The organism is Lacticaseibacillus hegangensis, from assembly GCF_003946465.1.
Classification (GTDB): domain Bacteria; phylum Bacillota; class Bacilli; order Lactobacillales; family Lactobacillaceae; genus Lacticaseibacillus; species Lacticaseibacillus hegangensis.
In genome coordinates this window covers 65,499-85,498 of sequence record NZ_RHOL01000009.1, presented here as the reverse complement: position 1 = coordinate 85,498, position 20,000 = coordinate 65,499, and the positions used below count along the sequence as shown (strand labels likewise).

General features: G+C 54.8%; 7 protein-coding genes. 3 read left to right on the top strand and 4 right to left on the bottom strand.

Annotation, left to right across the window (positions count from 1 at the left end):
- From EKM86_RS12355 to EKM86_RS03955, 3 genes are all read right to left on the bottom strand, one after another.
- Positions 1 to 9,785, bottom strand: a 9,785-nt coding sequence (locus EKM86_RS12355) for a KxYKxGKxW signal peptide domain-containing protein (RefSeq protein ID WP_164506164.1), incomplete at its 3' end; no start/stop codon positions are given.
- A gap of 133 nt (positions 9,786 to 9,918) precedes the next feature.
- Positions 9,919 to 11,436: an accessory Sec system glycosyltransferase Asp1 gene (gene asp1 / locus EKM86_RS03960; RefSeq protein WP_125755274.1), complete on the bottom strand. Its 1,518-nt coding sequence runs from the start codon at positions 11,434 to 11,436 to the stop codon at positions 9,919 to 9,921.
- A 12-nt stretch (positions 11,437 to 11,448) separates the two neighbouring features.
- Positions 11,449 to 13,038 (bottom strand): glycosyltransferase, encoded by a 1,590-nt coding sequence (locus tag EKM86_RS03955; protein WP_125755272.1) that lies wholly within the window; start codon positions 13,036 to 13,038, stop codon positions 11,449 to 11,451.
- 1,062 nt (positions 13,039 to 14,100) lie between these two features.
- On the opposite strand from EKM86_RS03955, the gene EKM86_RS03950 reads away from it, so the two are divergent.
- The 3 genes from EKM86_RS03950 (at position 14,101) to EKM86_RS03940 (ending at position 19,392) form a co-directional block, all read left to right on the top strand.
- Positions 14,101 to 15,579, top strand: a complete 1,479-nt coding sequence (locus tag EKM86_RS03950) for an ABC transporter substrate-binding protein/permease (protein WP_125755270.1) — start codon at positions 14,101 to 14,103, stop codon at positions 15,577 to 15,579.
- Between the two features lie 113 nt (positions 15,580 to 15,692).
- The gene (locus EKM86_RS03945; protein ID WP_125755268.1) at positions 15,693 to 17,225 is read left to right on the top strand and encodes a hypothetical protein; all 1,533 of its coding nucleotides are present in this window, start codon (positions 15,693 to 15,695) and stop codon (positions 17,223 to 17,225) included.
- Positions 17,197 to 19,392: an MBG domain-containing protein gene (locus EKM86_RS03940; RefSeq protein WP_164506163.1), complete on the top strand. Its 2,196-nt coding sequence runs from the start codon at positions 17,197 to 17,199 to the stop codon at positions 19,390 to 19,392. Before EKM86_RS03945 ends, EKM86_RS03940 begins: the two co-directional genes overlap by 29 nt.
- 97 nt (positions 19,393 to 19,489) lie before the next feature.
- Here EKM86_RS03940 and EKM86_RS03935 read toward each other — a convergent pair whose 3' ends face one another.
- A complete protein-coding gene (locus tag EKM86_RS03935) occupies positions 19,490 to 19,981 on the bottom strand; it encodes an AP2 domain-containing protein (protein ID WP_125755264.1) in 492 nt (163 codons plus the stop codon).
- Between the last annotated feature and the right edge of the window lie 19 nt (positions 19,982 to 20,000).

Sequence of the window (20,000 nt, the reverse complement as noted above, 5' to 3'; positions counted from 1 at the left end):
GCAGCGGAACTTGCGGCGCTATCAGCAACACTTGCAGCACTTGATGCAACTGAGTGTGCGCTAGAAGCGACACTAGCAGCGGAGTGTGCATCGGAGGCAGCAGAGCTGGCTACGGATGCGGCACTCGAAGCATTAGATGATGCAGACGAAGCAATCGATGCAGCGGAGCTGGCAGCACTGGCGTGACTAGCAGCGGCACTTGAGTCGCCGTTAGAAGCAGCGGAGCTGGCAGCACTCGCTTCACTGTTGGCAGTGCTTGCGGCACTCGATGCCGTGGAGGCATCGGATCCGGCAACACTGGCAGCGGAGTTAGCAGTGCTTGCAGCGCTGGAGGCAACACTGGCAGCGGAACTTGCTTTGCTTGCGGCGGAGCTAGCAACCGAGGCAGCTGACGAAACCGTCGAGTTGTCGGAGTTTTGACTTGCTACGCTGGCAGCGTGACTTGCGTCACTCTTCGCAGCACTAGCATCACTAGCAGCCTTGCTTGCATCGGAAGTTGCGTTGGAAGCATCTGACTTTGCGTTGCTTGCATCGCTCGTTGCATTCGAAGCATCGGAAGTTGCGTTGGAGGCAGCGGAGCTGGCAACACTGGCGGAGCTAGAAGCACCACTAGCACTGGAAGCAGCGGAGCTGGCAAGAGACTCGGCGGTGCTATCCGCAGTCGCCTGAGCACCAGTTGCCACCGCAGCAGCGGACTTCGCAACAGATGCAGCAGACTTAGCAATGGCGTCAGCGGTTGAAGCTTTCGCTTCAGCTTCACTGGCTGCACTGCTTGCGGCCACAGCAGCATCAGCTGCAGAACCAGCAGCGGAGTCAAGTCCATTGGCAACAAGCGCAAGGCTATTAGCAGCAGAGTTGTCACCGGCAGCAGCTGCAGAAGCAGCGGAGCTGGCAGCATCATGTGCCGCACTAGCAGCAGAGTTTGCAGCAGAAGCCGCGACGTTGGCGTTGCTTACAGCAACACTTGCATCACTAGCCGCTGAGTGAGCGTCGATTGCAGCACTTGAAGCATCCGAAGCAGCAGAACTTGCAACTGAAGCGGCTGACTTAGCAGTCGAAGCAGCTGAAGAAATCGCCGCGTTGGATGGGTACTGGGTTGCAACACTAGCAGTCTCAGTTGCAGCAGAGCCGGCAACCGAAGCAGAGGACTTCGCAGCAGATGCCTGAGTATCAGCATCGCTTGCATAGCTATCCGCGTTGGTCTGGGCACCTGAGGCACCTGAAGCAGCGTCACTAGCGACAGAAGCGTGGTTGTCAGCACTGGAAGCACTGGAATCAGCAGCACTGGCCGCGCTAGAACCATTGCTGTTAGCAGCAGTCGAAGCCGCGTTCAAAGCGGTGCTTGCTGTCTTGGCAGCAGTCGAAGCAACACTCGCAGCAGACTTAGCAATCGAGTCAGCAGTTGAAGCTTTCGCTTCAGCTTCACTTGCCGCACCACTAGCAGCCGTTGCAACGTCTGCAGCAGAGCTGGCAGCGGAATCAAGACCACTGGCAACCAGCGCAAGGCTATTGGCAGCAGAGTTGTCGCCGGCAGCAGCTGCAGAAGCAGCGGAGCTGGCAGCATCATGTGCCGCACTAGCAGCAGAGTTTGCAGCAGAAGCTGCGACGTTGGCGTTGCTTACAGCAACGCTGGCATCACTAGCCGCTGAGTGAGCGTCGATCGCAGCGCTTGATGCATCCGTGGCAGCGGAGCTGGCAACACTCGCAGCGGACTTAGCAGTCGATGCAGCTGAGGTAACTGTGGCATTACCAGGGTTCTTTGCCGCAATACTATCAATCGCTGTTGAATCAGCACCAGCAACGGAAGCAGAAGACTTGGCATTAGATGCCTGAGTATCAGCATCGCTTGCATAGCTATCCGCGTTGGTCTGGGCACCTGAGGCACCTGAAGCAGCATCACTAGCAACAGAAGCATGGTTATCAGCGCTAGAAGCACTGGAATCAGCAGTACTTGCAGTGCTAGATCCAGCTAATGAAGCAGCGGTACTATCCGCAACACTCGCAGCACTTTGAGCAACCGACTTAGCATCGGAGGCATCACCAGCGGCGGAGTCAGCAACGGAAGCAGCGGAGCTGGCAATCACAGCGGCACTTTGAGCAGCGGAGTTGGCAGTCGAAGCATCCGAAGCAGCGGACTTAGCAGCACTTGCGTGCTCAGAAGCCGCGCTCGAATCACCGGCAGCAGCAGCGGAGCTGGCAGCACTAGCTTCACTGTTGGCTGTGCTTGCAGCGGTCGAAGCCGCGGCAGCATTGGAGTCAGCAATTGAAGCAGCGGAGCTGGCGTCGCTTGCAGCACTGTTAGCTACTGAGGCAGCGGAGCTGCCCTTTGCAGCAGCAGAGCTGGCAACCGAAGCAGCAGAGCTGATGGCCGAGTTGTTAGGATACTGACTTTCAACATTGCCGGCGTGGCTAGCAGCAGAGCTAGCAGCACTGGCATCGCTGGTCGCTTGTGAAGCATCACTTGCGGCACGTGATGCATCCGAATCAGCGCTAGTCTGAGCAGCCGAAGCGCCAGAAGCAGAGATCGAAGCATCAGATGCAGCAGAGCTGGCAACACTAGCGGAGCTTGAAGCACCACTTGCAGCAGCTGAAGATCCAGCTAACGAAGCAGCGGTACTATCCGCAACGCTCGCAGCACTTTGAGCAACCGACTTAGCATCGGAAGCATCACCGGCAGCGGAATCAGCAACGGAAGCAGCGGAGCTGGCAATCACAGCGGCACTTTGAGCAGCGGAGTTGGCAGTCGAAGCATCCGAAGCAGCGGACTTAGCAGCACTTGCGTGCTCGGAAGCCGCACTCGAATCACCGGCAGCAGCAGCGGAGCTGGCAGCACTAGCTTCAGTGTTAGCTGTGCTTGCAGCGGTCGAAGCCGCGGCAGCATTGGAGTCAGCAATCGAAGCAGCAGAGCTGGCGTCGCTTGCAGCACTGTTAGCTACTGAAGCAGCGGAGCTGCCCTTTGCAGCAGCAGAGCTTGCAACCGAAGCAGCAGAGCTGATGGCCGAGTTGTTAGGATACTGACTTTCAACATTGCCGGCGTGGCTAGCAGCAGAGCTAGCAGCACTGGCATCGCTGGTCGCCTGTGAAGCATCACTTGCGGCACGTGATGCATCCGAATCAGCGCTATTCTTGGCAGCCGAAGCGCCAGAAGCAGAGATCGAAGCATCAGATGCAGCAGAGCTGGCAACACTAGCGGAGCTCGAAGCACCACTTGCAGCAGCTGAGGATCCAGCTAACGAAGCAGCGGTACTATCCGCAACACTTGCTGCACTTTGAGCAACCGACTTAGCATCGGAAGCATCACCAGCGGCGGAGTCAGCAACGGAAGCAGCGGAGCTGGCGTCGCTTGCAGCACTTTGAGCCGCGGAGTTCGCAGTCGAAGCATCCGAAGCAGCGGACTTAGCAGCACTTGCGTGCTCAGAAGCCGCGCTCGAATCACCGGCAGCAGCAGCGGAGCTGGCAGCACTAGCTTCAGTGTTGGCTGTGCTTGCAGCGGTTGAAGCCGCGGCAGCATTGGAGTCAGCAATTGAAGCAGCGGAGCTGGCGTCGCTTGCAGCGCTGTTAGCTACTGAAGCAGCGGAGCTTCCCTTTGCAGCAGCAGAGCTTGCAACCGAAGCAGCAGAGCTGATGGCCGAGTTGTTAGGATACTGGCTGGCAACATCACCGGCGTGGCTAGAAGCAGAGCTAGCAGCACTGGCATCGCTGGTCGCCTGCGAAGCATCACTAGCAGCACGCGATGCATCCGAATCAGCGCTAGTCTGAGCAGCCGAAGCGCCAGAAGCAGAGATCGAAGCATCAGATGCAGCAGAGCTGGCAACACTAGCAGAACTCGAAGCAGCTGAAGATCCAGCTAAGGAAGCAGCGGTACTATCCGCAACGCTTGCAGCACTTTGAGCAACCGACTTAGCATCAGAAGCATCACCGGCAGCGGAGTCAGCAACGGAAGCAGCGGAGCTGGCAATCACAGCGGCACTTTGAGCAGCGGAGTTGGCAGTCGAAGCATCCGAAGCAGCGGAGCTGCCCTTTGCAGCAGCAGAGCTTGCAACCGAAGCGGCGGAGCTGATGGCCGAGTTGTTAGGATACTGGCTGGCAACGTCACCGGCGTGGCTAGCGGCAGAGCTAGCAGCACTGGCATCCTTCGCCGCCTGCGAAGCATCACTGGCAGCACGCGATGCATCCGAATCAGCACTAGTCTGAGCAGCCGAAGCGCCAGAAGCGGAGATCGAAGCATCAGATGCAGCTGAGCTGGCAACACTAGCAGAGCTTGAAGCACCACTTGCAGCAGAAGCCGCACTGATTGCATTTTGCGCATCAGACAAGGCTGCCTTAGCTTTTGCATCCTCTGTGGAAGCAACCGTAGCAGCTGAAGCGGCAGAATCAGCAGCGACACTAGCCGTTGCTTCATCGCTAGCAGCAGTGCTATTGGCAGCTGATGTTACGGTAGCGGCGGAGTTAGCCAAAGTGGCGTAACTCTTAGCAGCAGATTCAGCACTCTCCGCACCAGACGGATCACCATACTTAGCAGCGGCACTGGCATCCATCGCAGACGAAGAAGCAAGCGAAGCATTCAATGATGCAACTGACGCCGCAGACTTAGCAACCACGGCAGCAGAATCAGCGTTAGATGCTGCGGCGCTGGCATCACCAGCAAACGAATCAGCATCAGAAGCAGCGGATCCGGCAGCACTAGCAGCACTCTTTGCAGCTGAGTTGGCTGATGTTACAACAGCATTGCTTGGATTGCCCGAAGCAAGGCTGGCAACCGTGTTAGCCGCGCTGGAAGCGTCGCTGGCAGAACTGTCAGCGGCCTTAGCAGATTCACTCGCATTGCTTGCGTAGCTGTCGGCATTAGTCGCATGTGCAGCGGCTGAGTCGGCATTCGCACTAGCAGCGCTATTCGCATTCGAAGCATCACTAGCAGCGGATTTTGCACCACTGTTGGCTGAGCTAGCAGCTGATGAACCAGCTGCAGACCCAGCTGCAGATCCAGCAGAGACAGCTTTGTTATTTTCATCAACAGCCGTGCTTGCAGCTACTGAAGCGGCTGAAGCAGCTGAGGAAGCAATCGAAGCCGCAGTGGATGCGTCAGTTTCAGCAGAGTTAGCCGCATCACTGGCACCCGAAGCGACGACTGCGGCACTAGATGCAGCGCTGGCTTCAGTTGAAGCCGTCTTGGCATAGCTCGCAGCTGCTGAACTGTTGCCTGCAGAGGCAGCAGAACCAGCAAGCGACGATGCCGTGCTTGCGGCAGAAGCCGCAGAGTTTGCATCAGACGCAGCAGAGTTTGCTTGTGTCACCGCATCAGAAGCCTTGCTTGCCGCCGCAGAACCTGCGGTAGCAGCAGAATCAGCAACTGAGGCTGCTGAAGAAGCAATCACTGCAGCTGAGGATGCCGCACTCGCAGCGCTGGACACGTCGGCGTTGGAAGGATATTGGGAAGCAAGACTACCAGCGTTAGTTGCAGCGCTCGAAGCCAGGCTGGATGAACTATCAGCAGCAGAGGCGGAACTCTTGGCATCACTGGCGTAGCTCCCTGCTTTCGTCGAGGCACCACTAGCACCAGAAGCGGAAACACTTGCCTGACTAGCTGAAGAGCTGGCCGTGCTTGCATCCGACTTGGCGTTCGAAGCATCTGAATTATTCAATGATGCCTTAGCCTGATCGTAGGCAGCTTGGGCAAGGGACTCAGCAGTCGAAGCAGCTGAGGAACCACCCAGCGCAATTTGTGCGGCGCTTGAAGCTGCTGAAACATCTGACTGAAGTCCAGTATTAAGCGTATCAGCAGTCGATGCCTGACTCTTTGCAGTGCTTGCGTAGCTCTGCGCATCGCTGCTCAGGCTAGTCTTTGTATCGTCATCAGTTGCAGCTGAGGCCGCTGCCGCAGCACTAGAAGCCTGTGAAGCAGCAGTCGAAGCCGCGGTGGCAGCACTCTGGATCAGCGGTACAGCAGCACTAGCCGCAGAAGCGGAAAGTGAAGCATCGCTGGCCGCAGAGGCCGCAGTCGAGGCTGCAGTTGAAGCAGCTGCACTTTGCTTAGCAATTTCCGCAGAAGCGCTGGCAACGGTTGGGTTAGTTGGGTTGGCCTGAGACATCGAACCAATTCCGGTAGCCAGCGAACCAGTCAGCGATGAACTTGAGGAGGCAGCTGAGGCCGCACTCTTCGCCGTGGATGCATAGCTGGCAGCATCGTTAGACAGACTTGGTGCAGAACTTGCCTCACTAGCAGCACTCTTCGCGGCAGTCCCTGCATCACTGGCAGCAGACGCAGCACCGGTGGTTGGATCAGTGTAGGTGTACTGGAGTGTCACGTTAGTGGGTGAAGCAGGACTCAGCGTGCCATTAAATGTGTTGGAAGTCCAGTTACCGATCTTTGGCCCTTGCACAGTCACGTTGTTTACGGCAACGGCAGTATCCCCGTCGTTGGTGCCTTCAAACGTGGTGCCAGTCTTCGGCGCAGCAACATTGTTCTTCGTTGCGGTGGCCGAACTCGTGCTTACAGTGAAGCCCTGAAGTGTGGTTGCAGCGTTCTTCTGTAGATCAGCATTCCACTGTGCTGAAGGCTGACCGTTGGCCTTGATCAGTAGTTCATTGAAGGCAGTTACATTCTTGTTATAGCCATCTTTGAACGCCTGACCTTTGCCAGCAATCGTTGAAGGCGTGAAGTAGTTAGCCGTCGACGTGTCAGCACCAATGGTGTTTGGCTTGTTGAATTCGTGGGTCGTGCTACCTGCTTGGACTTCACCAGTACCATCATCGGTGCCGTCGTATGAACCGGCACCGGCAGTGCCGTTAGCCAACTGGAAGGCACCGCTGAACGGAACATCGCTACCCTTCAGCGTACCGTTGAAGTTTCCGTCCGCATCAGTCTGCGCCTTAACTTCGTCGTAGACCGCCTGCTGGCCGGCACGGAACCCAGTGTTTGCTTGAACCGCTTCATAGTTGTAGATAGGAACAAAAGAAGAAGCAGCAAGCGTCTGCAGCTTGTCCATGGCGCCAGGAATGTTCTGGAACTCAGTCAACAAACTGGCAGTGAGCTTCGAAGTGTCGCCAGTGTTGGTATTAAACAGTGACGCTGTAACCTTGGTACCCCAGTCCGCTTTGATTTGGTCAAATGACGTGTAGTCTGACTTCAGATTCCCGTCTTGCTCAACATGGGAAGCCTCATCGGCCGCCTGCATCGCGTTTTGACCAAAGTTGAAGCTCTGGAGGTAATTCCAGATGTTCTGATAATCGGCAACGGTAATATCCGTGCCAAGGTCAGAATACTGCTGGTACCAATTAGACGTCGTACCGTCAGAGTTCTGACGAATGGTCCCAGTCGCCAGCGTGGTAACAGTGTACAGGAACGTGCCCTGCGCAGTACTGCTTGAGGTCTGCTGATCGGTAATATCAGTCAGCTTGCCGTCAACCAGCTTATACGTGTGCATGTGGGCTGGGTCTTTCGTGAAGTCTTCAATGGCCTTACGAACCGCCCAGTACTCGGCTTCATACGTCTCACGCAAGGTCTGACGAACACCGGCAGTACGGGTCGCGTAGTCAGATGACTGACTGCCGTCCTTGAATGGGGCAGAGTCAAAGTAAAACTGACCACCCGGCAGGAACATCGCGTTGACGGCATTGTCGTCAAGTTGGTTGGTGGTATTCGCATCCGTAACCGCCTGCGCAATCGCAGCGTCCTTCAGCGCGTCTTTATTCCATGCACCATTTTGCGTCTTGCCGACCAATTGTTGCATCGACCGATAAACAATAGACTGACCGAGAGTCATTGTGTCGTTAGCGCTTTGAGACTTCTCAGCGGATAAAATCTTGCTGTCACCGCCGGAAATTGCTGCACGACCCCAGTTATAAGCAGGTTCGCTCGTGCTGGTCAGCGGATTAGCGCCAAGATCGATTGTCCCAGTTTCACTACTGTTACCAGCATCCTGACCCAAGAAATCATCAAGGTACTTGTACAGACCTTCACGGGCAGCGATAACCATGGCCTGCTCGATTGTTGACCGAATACCAAGATAAACTTCATTAATCAAGGCACTTGGCAGTTCAGAAACGTAATCAACGCCTGAGCCAGAGAGCCCGGCAATCCCTACGTCAACGCCATTCGTCCAACCAGGAGCCGACTCGATAACATCCAGGAAGGTCTTACCAACACCATCGAACATTTTGTCGATATCGTCCTGGGTGCCCATGAACGTAGGGTTCGAGATCATCTGCTTGATCATGTACGACTGAATTTGAGTCTGGAACATTGGTACATACGCGTAAGCTGTCTGTTCCATCCGCGAAACTGATTCCCTAATGACGGAATTAGTCGAACTAATAGAAGAAGCCGCCTGATCCCAAATTGCTCTGATCTGGGTATTGTTATTCGCAAAGCCATCGCCCAAGCTGGCAATGTTAATAGCTAATTTGCCCTGGATTGACGACGTGCCACTCAAGATACCAGAGTTTTGGCCATTCCCATTGTCTTTATCGTAAGGAATGGAGTTGGCGTACAACCCAGCCTGATCATTCAGCGCTTTGCCTTGATTGTCAAAGTACTGCTTCATGTTGGTGGCCCACTCGGCGACGAACGCTTTGTAGCCATTCATGTAGTCAACGTTATTCATCTGACTCGAGTTTGGCTTGCTGGAACCGACGCCAAAAATACCGGTATCTTTAATGACTAGTAAATAATCATTATTGTTCGTGTCAGGGGTAGTTCCATCCTGCAGATACTTAGCATACGAAAGGCCCGCAGTGTAAGCTTTACTCAAAGCAGCAAGATCGGTGTAACCATTAACGTTGCCAATGGTAACGATTGACCCCAGAGGCCCCGAAAGAGAACCCCAACCTGCGGTCTTGTCCAGGTTATCCTGCGCCTTGTTGTAGCCGCTTTGGTAGTCGTTGCTGCTGGTGTTGATTGCAGGCGCCGCGGCCATTTGATCGATTTCAGCGGTCAGCTTGTACTGACGAACGGTGTTGTCAATGGCAGCAACAATCGTCTTACTCTGATCGGTTGTCGTGACCAAAGAAACCTTCAGCTCATTGTTGAGCACCTCAACCTGCGCGGTGGTAATACCGGCGGTTTGCAGGTCCAGCTGAGCCTGAGAAGCAGCCGCGCTGGCCTGACTAGTGGTCAGGGACGTGGCACTTTCAGCGGCTGAGTCGCCAATGGTGGTTGTAATATCGCCATTAGTATTGACGGTCGTCGTCACTGCGGCGTCACTGGCGACGCTGTTTGTCGCAGCGCTGCTCGAGCCAGCTGATTCTGCTGACGCACTTGATGAAGTGCTCGAGTTAGCCGACTGACTCTTCGTAGTCGCTGAGTCTGAAGCTGCGGAGACAGTGACCTGTTCCGCAGATGCGCTCTTAACGGCGGTCGCGTCTGAAGACGTCGCGCCGTTAGAAGTGGTGTTTTCTGAAGGTGCTTGTGATGTCTCAACAGCACTAGTTGCAACGTCTTGACTTGAATCAGAACTGTCACTCTGCCCAGCGGCAGCAGGGGCAGCTGAAACTGCGTCCTGCGTGCCTGAAGCGACAGGGTTCTCAGAATTAGCTGAGGCTGCACTTGAAACTTCAGCTGAATCTGATGCGCCTGATCCCTTGTCTGATGTTGCAGGGGTGGCAACTGTAGCAACGGTATTAGTCGTATCCGCAAATGCGGTATTGGCTTGCGTTGTCAGAACACTCCCAGTGATGCCGAGGCCGATGATAACTGCAGAAGCGAAAACCCAATTCTTACCATCCTTATACATCTTATAATGGGTGACTTTTGCATTAGGGTTCCGCTTAAAATTATTAAACTTCATCTGAACCTCACTCCTATTACATACTTAATCCCATAAATTTATCTTGAATATAAAATTTTAAAACAGCTGTCTCATACTCGAGGCTTCAGCTGTTGCTAACCACCTCCTTAAATGGCACAGGTCATCTTTCAACTCAGGCTTTGGCCAGGATGCCATCCCAAGCGTTATAGACAGTCTTCGCATCGTAAGTCGCCGCTTTGGCGATTGCGGCTTTAGACTCCTTGTGCCATAAATCAGAATTAGTCAGCAATTCAATAATCTTAGCAGCCATGGCATCATCATCGTTCTGCGCGACGATCGCGCCATTGACGCCGTCAGTAATCAAATCATTGGTGCCATAAGTGATACCAAACGAGACAGGCACCACACCATAGGCCATTGCCTCAATGAGGTTCATGCCCAGGCCTTCCTCGCGAGAGGTTTGAACAATCACGGCACTGTCCTTCAAACGATCAGGCAATTCAGTCGGCGCCAGATATGGACCGAATGTCACGTGATCCTCGACCGCCAGTGTCTTGACCTGCTCGTCAAGCTGCTTTTGTTCGTCGTCCGACGACGCATACCCGCGGAATTCGAGTTGTGCGTCTGGCACCTGATCCAAAACCTTCTTCAGTACGCGAATTGCGTGCTCAGGCTGCTTTTCAGGCGCCAAGCGGCCGGAAAAGATGATACGGTGTTCGCGATTACTTGACGCAGCCCGCCCAGCAGCCAGCTGTTCGGATGAAACGTAAGTGTCCGGAATGGCAATAAAATGATCTTCCGGATAGCGCTGTGCCAGATCTGCGCGCTGCTTTTCTGTTGGCACAATTACTGCATCAAATGCTTCTGGCCGATCCTCTAGCGCGAGTTTGTAGGCATCATACAGCTTGCCATGAACCGGTGCTTGAACATCAGGCGTATGCGTATCGTGGAAATAAGCAAACTTTGCAGCCGCATTTTGCACGTCTGCAATGATTGGATCCAGCGAACGGCGATCGGAAATAATCGTCGAGCCAGGATTCTGAGACATTAATTCATTCAGGAAGAACAGGAACATCTGATTCTCATTGTTAAAGCGATAACTGTGGCCCTTATAATTCAGCAGCTTCCACATTGTCGGCTGAACTTTCTTACCGATATTCATGTGGGTGATTTCAATGACTGGTTGGCCATCGCGGTTAAGGAACAGCTGAGTGCCTAAATCGCCATTTTGATGGAAGTAGTCCACTGAAGACTTAAACCCGCGCCAATCGAAATTTTCCCGCATCACATCATGGCCAAAGCGGTCACGGTAGTTGATGTTATCAATCAACCCAACGGTGGCCGGCATGACGTTGATTTTGGCAATCGGCCGCCCATCGTGTTCCATGCATGTGTAGTTGGGATTGGTCGAAACCAGATGGTACTCGTCTAGCGGAATCTGTTTCAGCAGCCGCAGGGGTTGCTCCTTCCGTTCAACTTCAGTGATTCCTTGGAAGTAGTCATACATGTTGAGCCCTTCCGCTTGGGTCAGGCCTTCACGAGTTAAATCACGGTTAAGAAAACGGGAATAGTTCCGGGTCACAAATTTTGCTTCGTTACCCATCGCATTGAACAGCGCCGTGCGCTTGGCTTGGGAATGTTCAGTTCCCGAGTTGAATAAGTAGCTGCTTTCACTAACAAAATAATTCATGTTCTGTCCTCCCTATTTCTCAGCCGCAGTTGGCAGCGCCGCGAGCTTAGCTGGCCAGCGCTTTTGCGCCTCATCAAGCAACGCCTGCCATTCGCGCCAAACCGCATCTGGGGCGTAGCGCTTTGAGGAGTCGTACGCGCCATCCGAGTACTTCTGAGCGAGACTCTTGTCAGCCAGCACCTGTTTAATGGCTTCAGCCATCGCTGGAATATCTTTATATGGCGTCACGCGCCCGGAAACTTTATCCTCAACAATTTCGTTAGGGCCATAGTTGACATCGTAAGTGAATGAAATCAATCCATGGGCACTTGCTTCCATGATTGCCAGGTTGAAGCCCTCCATTACCGAGGTTAAACCGTACATCATGGCTTTGTTCTCGACTGTATCAATGTCGGTCGTGTAGCCTTTCAGCTGAACCTGGTCTTCCATGCCGACCTCTTTGGCAGCTTCCAGGACCTTGCGGCGGGCCTCATAGTTATTGGTTGAATCCGCATAGCCGTAAATATCAAGTGAGACCTGCGGGTAGTCTTTGTGGACAATGCCCAGGGCCCGAACCAAATCATCCAATTGCTTCTCGGGGGCCACACGGGCAAAAACAACCATTTTCCCGAACTCGCGGTCACTCACTGGTACACGCGGGGCGTTCAACAGGCGTTCTGGCACCACCCCAACGGCGATGGTGAAGATTGGTGTCCGGGGATGGAAACGCGCTTCAATATCTTTCGCCTGGCGCTTGGTCGCAGTGATGGACGCATCGAACTGATCCATGACACTCAAGTCAAACTCATAATTGTTGTTGACGATCGAGTGCATCGGGTCCTGCGCACTGGCCTGCGCGTTGTGGAAGTGAAGCACGCGGTACGCCGGTTTCCGGAAATGAATCATGGTGTAGTCCGCAATGGTCGACCGGTCAAGGATGAAGACATTGGGCTGCTTATCATCCCAAAAGTCGTCGTTCAATTGGTTGAGGAAGTGGCCAAACAGCTCGTCGATCGTGTCGAATGAAAAGACCTGGCCGTTGACTGGCGTGAGCAGCCAGCCGGACTGAGAAATATCACCGTTGACGTCCGCCCGGTTAAACGCGTGCACCACGGGCACACCGGCCGGCGTGAGCCAAACCTCGTTTTCAATCTTGTTATCTGGGGAGTACCACTGCTGCAAGGTCACAAATCCGCGAATGTCGTAAAAATCGACCCGATAGAGATTGTTGAAGCCATCAAACAATTCTGTTGAGGTGACTTCTTCGGTATCATCGCGAACATTGACGCGGGCGACCAACTGATGCTGCGGCGTGTAAACCAAGTAGCGATGGTGCTCAGCTTCAAACTCAGTGGTGGTGTTCAAGACCCCGAAATCAAGATCCTTAACCTTAGTCGGGTTAAATGGCGTCGCCTGAGTCTGCTGATAATAATCAAACATGTTGATGACTTGGGCTTCATCAACGCCATCATCTTTCAGCGTTTGGTGCAGCACTGGGTCATAGTTGCGCAGCACGATCCGAGCCGGTGTGTCGTGTTGATTGAACAGCCTAAGCCGAGTCAGCTCAGCATGTTCGATCCCTGACTTCTGTTTCTGCATGAGCGCGTTAACAAAGAAATTCATCTTATATGTCCCCCTGAATTTAATGCCCAGCATCTGCACCGCCTTGAATGCAGGCGTTCGATGCACAGACTATACTCGATTAGCATAACAAAAAGTCACCTGTCCAGCAGGTCAATTATCAAAAGAATCATTTGCGAATATGACTCGGATTTATTGTTGGCACCATTTCGCATTTTAGAACGGTCTTATCAAGCCCTAGTCAGTTCTATCAAGTTCATTCATAACAGCGACCGCCGAGGGGAAAGGCGATATTTGCTCGCCTGTACCGACCTTATTTTATCTCTTTAGTCGCCTTTTTGTTAACTTTCAGGGCTCTGAATATTTATCGACCGTTTTATTCAGTCCTTTCAATATTCGCGGCAATTTTGATGTAAGTCCTTAACTTATCAAGGATTATGCCAGGCAGCCAGTCACCGAGTGATTTGGTCTGCCCCAATTGTGCCGGTATACAGGTCACAATAGTGATTAGAGATAGGCGCACTTTAAGAATGGTCTATGTTATTCTATTATATTTATTATCGCGAATTCTTTTTGCTTAGGATAACGGGTTTTGCGTTTCCAAAGAAGGTGGTCACGCGGCAAACAATAACTTTTCCAGTCAATACATGGTAGGAAAGAAATGGGTTGCAGTTAGATGCTTCCTATGGTTTTAATAATCTAATTTATATCAATACTAGATATATGAAATATATGTTCATTCAGACGACTCTTATTTTCAATTAAAAACAGCCGATATATAACGGCAGATCCAATGGAGCCCTTAGGGGCCTGCCGGCTGCTAGATTTAGCTTCAACTGCCACCGCGGGCCGATGAATAATTGTTGCCTTGTCATTTAGAAGCAAGACTCGTGCACTAGATCAAGCTGCGAATTGTATTGTGAACTCAGTTGTCTCAAATTAGTTCGTCGTTATCTTCTTGTAAACCCTCTGCGGTGCAGCTCACGTTGTCTCCTGAGTGCATACTTCGCAAAGGGTTGATGAAGGATTGAACCGAATTTTTTTTGCATGTTTATTTATTCGGATGTATGCTTATCTCAATATTTACTTGGAGGAAATATAAACATGCATAAGCACACATGGCTTTACCCGCTTTTGTTCGGCCTCTTGGTCTGGCTCCTGGCCGCTATCGCCCAACCGCAGCCGGTCCACGCGGCCACCGACGACTCCCTGGCTCGCATCCAGCAAAAAGGCACCTTGGTGATGGGCAACTCGCCGAATTACCCGCCTTACGAGTTCACGACCAATGTGAACGGTAAGGAGCAGGTGGTCGGCATGGACATCGAGATCGGCAAGCAAATTGCCAAGGACCTCGGCGTGAAGCTGGTGGTCAAGCGCATGGACTTCGATTCGCTGCTGGTCGCGCTGGAAACCGGCAAAGTCGACATGATCCTGTCCGGCTTCTCCCCGACCGCCGAGCGCAAGCAGCACGTGGACTTTTCCAACACGTACTACACGTCCAAGCAGGACATCATCATTCTCAAAACCGACAAGGGCCTGTACTCGGACCGCAAGTCCTTTAATGATAAGAAAGTCGGCGCGGTGGTCGGCAGCATCGCCTACAACCTGGTCAAGCAGCAGATGCCCGGTGCTAAGGTCGTCGGCATGCAAAACGCATCCGACCTGGTGCTTGCGCTCAAGGCGCACAAAATCGATGGCATCGTGAAGGACTCTGCCTCCGCGGTGGCATACGCCAATTCCGACCCGACGCTCGCGGCCATCGATGGCAAGTTCACGGTGTCCGGCGCCGAATCCGGCAACGCCATTGCGCTGCCGAAGGGCTCGTATGCCTTGCAGGCCGCCATCAACAAAAGCATTGCCAAAATTCATAAGAAGGACCAGATCAACAAGCAGTTCCTGCCCGAGGCGTCCAAGTACATTTCGACCGGCGCCAAGACCCACACCATGTGGCACTACTGGACCTACTTCGCCAAGGGCGTTGAGTACACCGTCGGCATCTCGCTGGTCGCCGTGATTATCGGGGTCCTGCTGGGTTCCGGTCTCGCCTTCGTCCGGCTGGGGCATATCACCTGGCTGAAGCAGCTGGCCAACGCGTACGTCACCTTTGTCCGCGGCACGCCGCTGATGGTCCAGGTCATGTTTATCTACTTCGGCATCGGGACGTTCTACAACGTCTCGGCGGTGGTCGCCGGCACGCTGGCGGTCGGGCTGAACTCGGCGGCCTACGTCTCCGAAGTCTTCCGCGGGGGCATCCAGGCCATCGCCAAGGGGCAAACCGAGGCGGCGCGCAGTCTGGGGCTCAGCCAGCGCGACACCATGCGTTACGTCGTGTTTCCGCAGGCCCTCACCGACATCTGGCCGGCGCTCGGCAACGAGTTCATCTCGCTGATCAAGGAAACTTCGATCGTCTCGATCATCGGCGTGGCCGATCTCATCTACCAGATGCGCATCGTGCAGGCCGACACTTACCGCGGCGTTTTACCAATCGCCATCGCGATGGTCCTGTACTTCATCATGACCTACAGCCTGACCAAGCTCCTCGCCTTTTTGGAAAAGAAAATGCACCACGAAGTCACAGTGTGACCCACGGCGCACGCCTCGGCCGCCCAGCCGGGGCTTTTTTTCATCTCTAACAGCTTTCAAAATGCAGTATAATATTTATTATATGGGGGATAAATTCGAGAGGGGGTGCCACCATGAACGAGTCAGCGCTGTTCAACGCGGAAGACCAAGCGCGTTACCAGATTCTGCAGACCATCAGCAACGCCGCAAACCAGACGCTTTCAGAAACCATGCTCCAAGATCAGTTTGGCCTGACCAAGTACAAGTTAAACAAGGTCTTCGACACCCTGAACGCCGACCTGGTGGCGGTGTCCACCAAGACCCCAAGCTACCTCGACGACCTGGAAAAAGGCTACTGGCGCGCGCATCATCTCACGAAGGTGATCCTGCAGAAGCTGCGCGTGATGTACCTGAAGCGCAGCTACGAGTTCACGGTGTTCGAGTATCAGTTTTTCTTCTCCAATCGCACCCCTAAAAGTAAATACATGCAGGAGCACTTCATCTCTAACGCCAAGTTCTACGAGGCGGCGGCGCAACTGAAAACCGCGCTGGCGGATGATTTTCTCTCGCCGCACGCGCCGGAGGACACGGAGTTTGCGACCCGGCTGGCCCTCTTCCAGTTTTACTTTGTCGCCTACAATGGCATCGCCAGCCCCTTCAGCGAACTGGACGAAACCGTTGAAGCGCTGATCCGCACGCTGGAGGCCCAACTGAACGTGGCTCTGCTGCCGACACAAGCAACCAAGCTGCGCTTTTTCCTCAAGATCTGGCTACTGCGCATGATGAACGGCCAGCACATTGAGAAAGTGCTGCCGAGTACGCTCGAGTTGCCCGGCGCCAATGGCTGTCTCGACGGAATCCACAAAATTTTACCCAAGCAGTTCGGCGTCACTCCAGCCGAGCTCGATTACCTGTACGCGTTTCTGGCCATTTGGCATTACCTGCCACCGGCGATGGAAACCGACCTGATCTCGGCCGCGCGCCTGCCTAAGGCCGGGCGAATGACCGACGAATTCCTGATGCTCGTTCAGTCCCAGCACATTCTGGAGGACCCGGGCAATACGGATCTGAGCGCGCTGCGGCAGGCGCTATTCGGGCTGCACGTGCAAATGGTCACGTTCTACCTGGCGCCGACGACCTTCATCGACGACCAGCAGATCAGCTTTTTTGCCAATCTTTACCCTGGCTTTGATGAGCTGATCCTGACGTTCATCAGCCAGCTGGCCAAGCGCGGCGATCCGGTGCTGAACCGGACGATGGCGGTCAACCTGTACTTTTCCTACATGTTCACGCTGATCAACTACGTGCCGACTGAAGCGCTGCGCGATAAAGTTTACGTCTGCGTCGATTTTGCCCAAGGGCCAATTTACACCGACTACATCTCGCGCACGCTGTCGAGCTTCGATAACGCGTTCATCGTGGTCGAGCACCAGCTGTCTAAGCACACTGACGTCTATCTCTCGGACTTTGCAGACCCTAGCCTGAGTGTGCCCCAGGTCACTTGGGCCAACCCGCCTTCCCCTGCAGACTGGCGGGAGCTGGCGGACTTGACGGTGCGGGTCAAACAGGCCAAAATTCAGTCAGTGGTCCCGCAAACCGTGAGTGACCCCTTTGCGCTGAAAGGAAAGGACGATAGTGATGCCGAAATCACCTCACAACGTGAATAAAATCGGAACTCTCCTGCTGGGCGCTGCCGCACTGACCGGCGCCGCGCTGGTGGCGCCAGCGGCCCTGCCAACGACGCCAGTCACGGCTTCAACCACCGCCTCGGCTCCGGTTCACACGACCTGGAGCGTGCTGTCCAGCACGGTCGATGGCACGCCGGCCTCTCAGCACTTCATCGGCAGCGAGCTCACCGCCAAGACGCCCGACACTAACCAGACGCTTGCAACCGTCACACTGGCTGCTGGCGATTTCAGTGTGGTCGATGACGACACCGTTGCTGGCGTCTACACCGCCAATTTGACGGCGCAGGGGCAGGCAAAGCTGACCGCAGCCATCGCGGCCGCCACTGGTAAGGCCAATTATGTCGTCCCTGCCAGCATCCAGGGGAGCCTGGCCGTCAACCCGGCAAGCAAGGACACCGCCGTGCTGACTTACAACTACATCGCAGGCAGCCAGGTCATTGCCACCGTGCACCAACAGGTTGGCTTGAAGGCGACTGGGACTTACGTCGCCCAGCCGCCTAAGGGTTACGTCCTGGCGCAAGGCCAAAGCAGCCAGATCACCTTTGCCCTGACAACGCGCATGCTGACCAAAGCGATTCAAGTGACACGCCAGCAGCCAAGCAGCAACGCCGACTTAGGCGCCTCAAGTGCCGCCAGTGAGGCCGGGTCTAGTGCCGCATCGGCAGCGCAAAGTATTGCGGCCAGCAAAGCGGCGAGTGAAGCCGCTGAAAGTGCTGCGATCTCCGAGGCCAACTCTATCGCCCAAAGCAAGGCGGCGAGCGAAGCCGCGCAAAGTGCCGCTATTTCCGAGGCTAACTCGATTGCCCAAAGTAAGGCAGCCAGCGAAGCTGCGGAGAGTGCCGCCATTTCCGAAGCTAACTCCATCGCCCAAAGTAAGGCAGCCAGTGAGGCCGCGCAAAGTGCTGCAATCTCCGAAGCTAACTCCATCGCTCAGAGCAAGGCAGCCAGTGAAGCCGCGCAAAGTGCCGCTATTTCCGAGGCTAACTCGATTGCCCAAAGTAAGGCAGCCAGTGAAGCCGCAGAGAGTGCCGCAATTTCCGAAGCCAACTCCATTGCCCAAAGCAAGGCAGCCAGCGAAGCCGCAGAGAGTGCCGCAATTTCCGAGGCCAACTCCATTGCCCAGAGCAAGGCAGCAAGTGAGGCTGCGGAGAGTGCCGCCATCTCCGAGGCTAACTCCATCGCTGAAAGCAAGGCAGCCAGCGAAGCCGCGCAAAGTGCCGCTATTTCCGAGGCTAACTCGATTGCCCAAAGCAAGGCTGCCAGTGAGGCCGAGCAAAGTGCTGCAATCTCCGCGGCTAACTCGATTGCCCAAAGCAAAGCAGCCAGTGAGGCCGCGCAAAGTGCTGCAATCTCCGCGGCTAACTCCATCGCTCAGAGTAAGGCAGCCAGTGAGGCTGCGGAGAGTGCCGCCATTGCCGAGGCCAACTCAATTGCTCAGAGCATCGCAGCGAGTGAAGCCGCGCAGCATCAGCACCCAACCACGCAAACGGCCAAGCCCACTGCGTTACCTGAACCAAGCACGGCTCACGCCGCCGCACTACTAGCGCCGGAGTCTGAGGTCACCCAAACGGCACCGGCAGCTCGCGCTGGTCGCAAGCAGGCAGTGCCGGCCCGCAGGACGACCCGCCTAACTGTGATCGTGGTCGATACCGACACTGGCGAACCACTGCAAACCGCCATGGTCACAGGCGTGCCTGGAGACCCGATTACCTTTAATTTTCATGAGCTCACCCAGTCCCTGGTGGTGGCCGGCTATGCCGTGCTGATCAACCCTGCAACCGATCTGACCGCGTTTCCTGCCACGAACCAAACGCTCATCATTACCGTTGAGCGCGCAGAGGAGGCCACGCTGACCACGCCCCTGCCAAGTGAATATCAGGCCCTGCTTCCAGCGCTGACCGCCCACAAGGCCAGTGACGCTGCCAAGGCTGATCGCAGCGCTCAGACCGCGCCCCAGGCCCAGATAGTGGCGATGTTTCAGGGTGAACGCTTAAACCGCCAGATGGTTTACACCCCATTTTCCATGAGCTTGCAACAACATCATGGCAATGGCGGTGGAGCCCCAGATCTGGCTGCCGGCGCGGCGATGCTAGCCGCATACTGGGAGAGCCTTTCTGGCGTTATCAACTTCGGTATTCACAGTTAGCACAAGCAAGGCGGCAAATCGCATTTTCGCGATTTGCCGCCTTTTTGGTGAACCGACAAAAAAAGCGGCCAGCGCCGCACTCCCTCCCCGGAGTGTGTCACCGAACGCTTTCTGCCAACTCTTCTGTCGGTTTGCCCAGATACTGGTATTCTGCAGCCTTACGCAGGGCCACGGCTTCGTCAAACGTCTGGCACGACTTGAGCAGCACGTACCGGCCCCGATACCGCAGCCGAGCAAACCAACGGTCGTTGGAAGGATTGTAAGAGACACCCACAACACCAGACTTATTACGCTTGCTTTTGACTAACGAGTTCAGCGAAATGCCTTCCCCATTGGTCAAATCGCGCCCATGCGCATGCTGGTGAGCCTTAAAGGCTGGATTCAGCGCCGCACGCTCGCGTGCAACATCCCGACGCAAGCATCCGCAGCTGCGGACTTGACCTGACCGCAGTCGATACCCATCAACTGAGACCGTATGACCACAGGCACAACGGCATTCCCATACCGCGTTCCCGTTTTTGGCTGTCCCGACTCGCATGAGTACGGTCAGCCGGCCAAACTTTTCTCCTGTCAGATCTTTAACTCGCATCGGCCATCCCTCCTTGCTC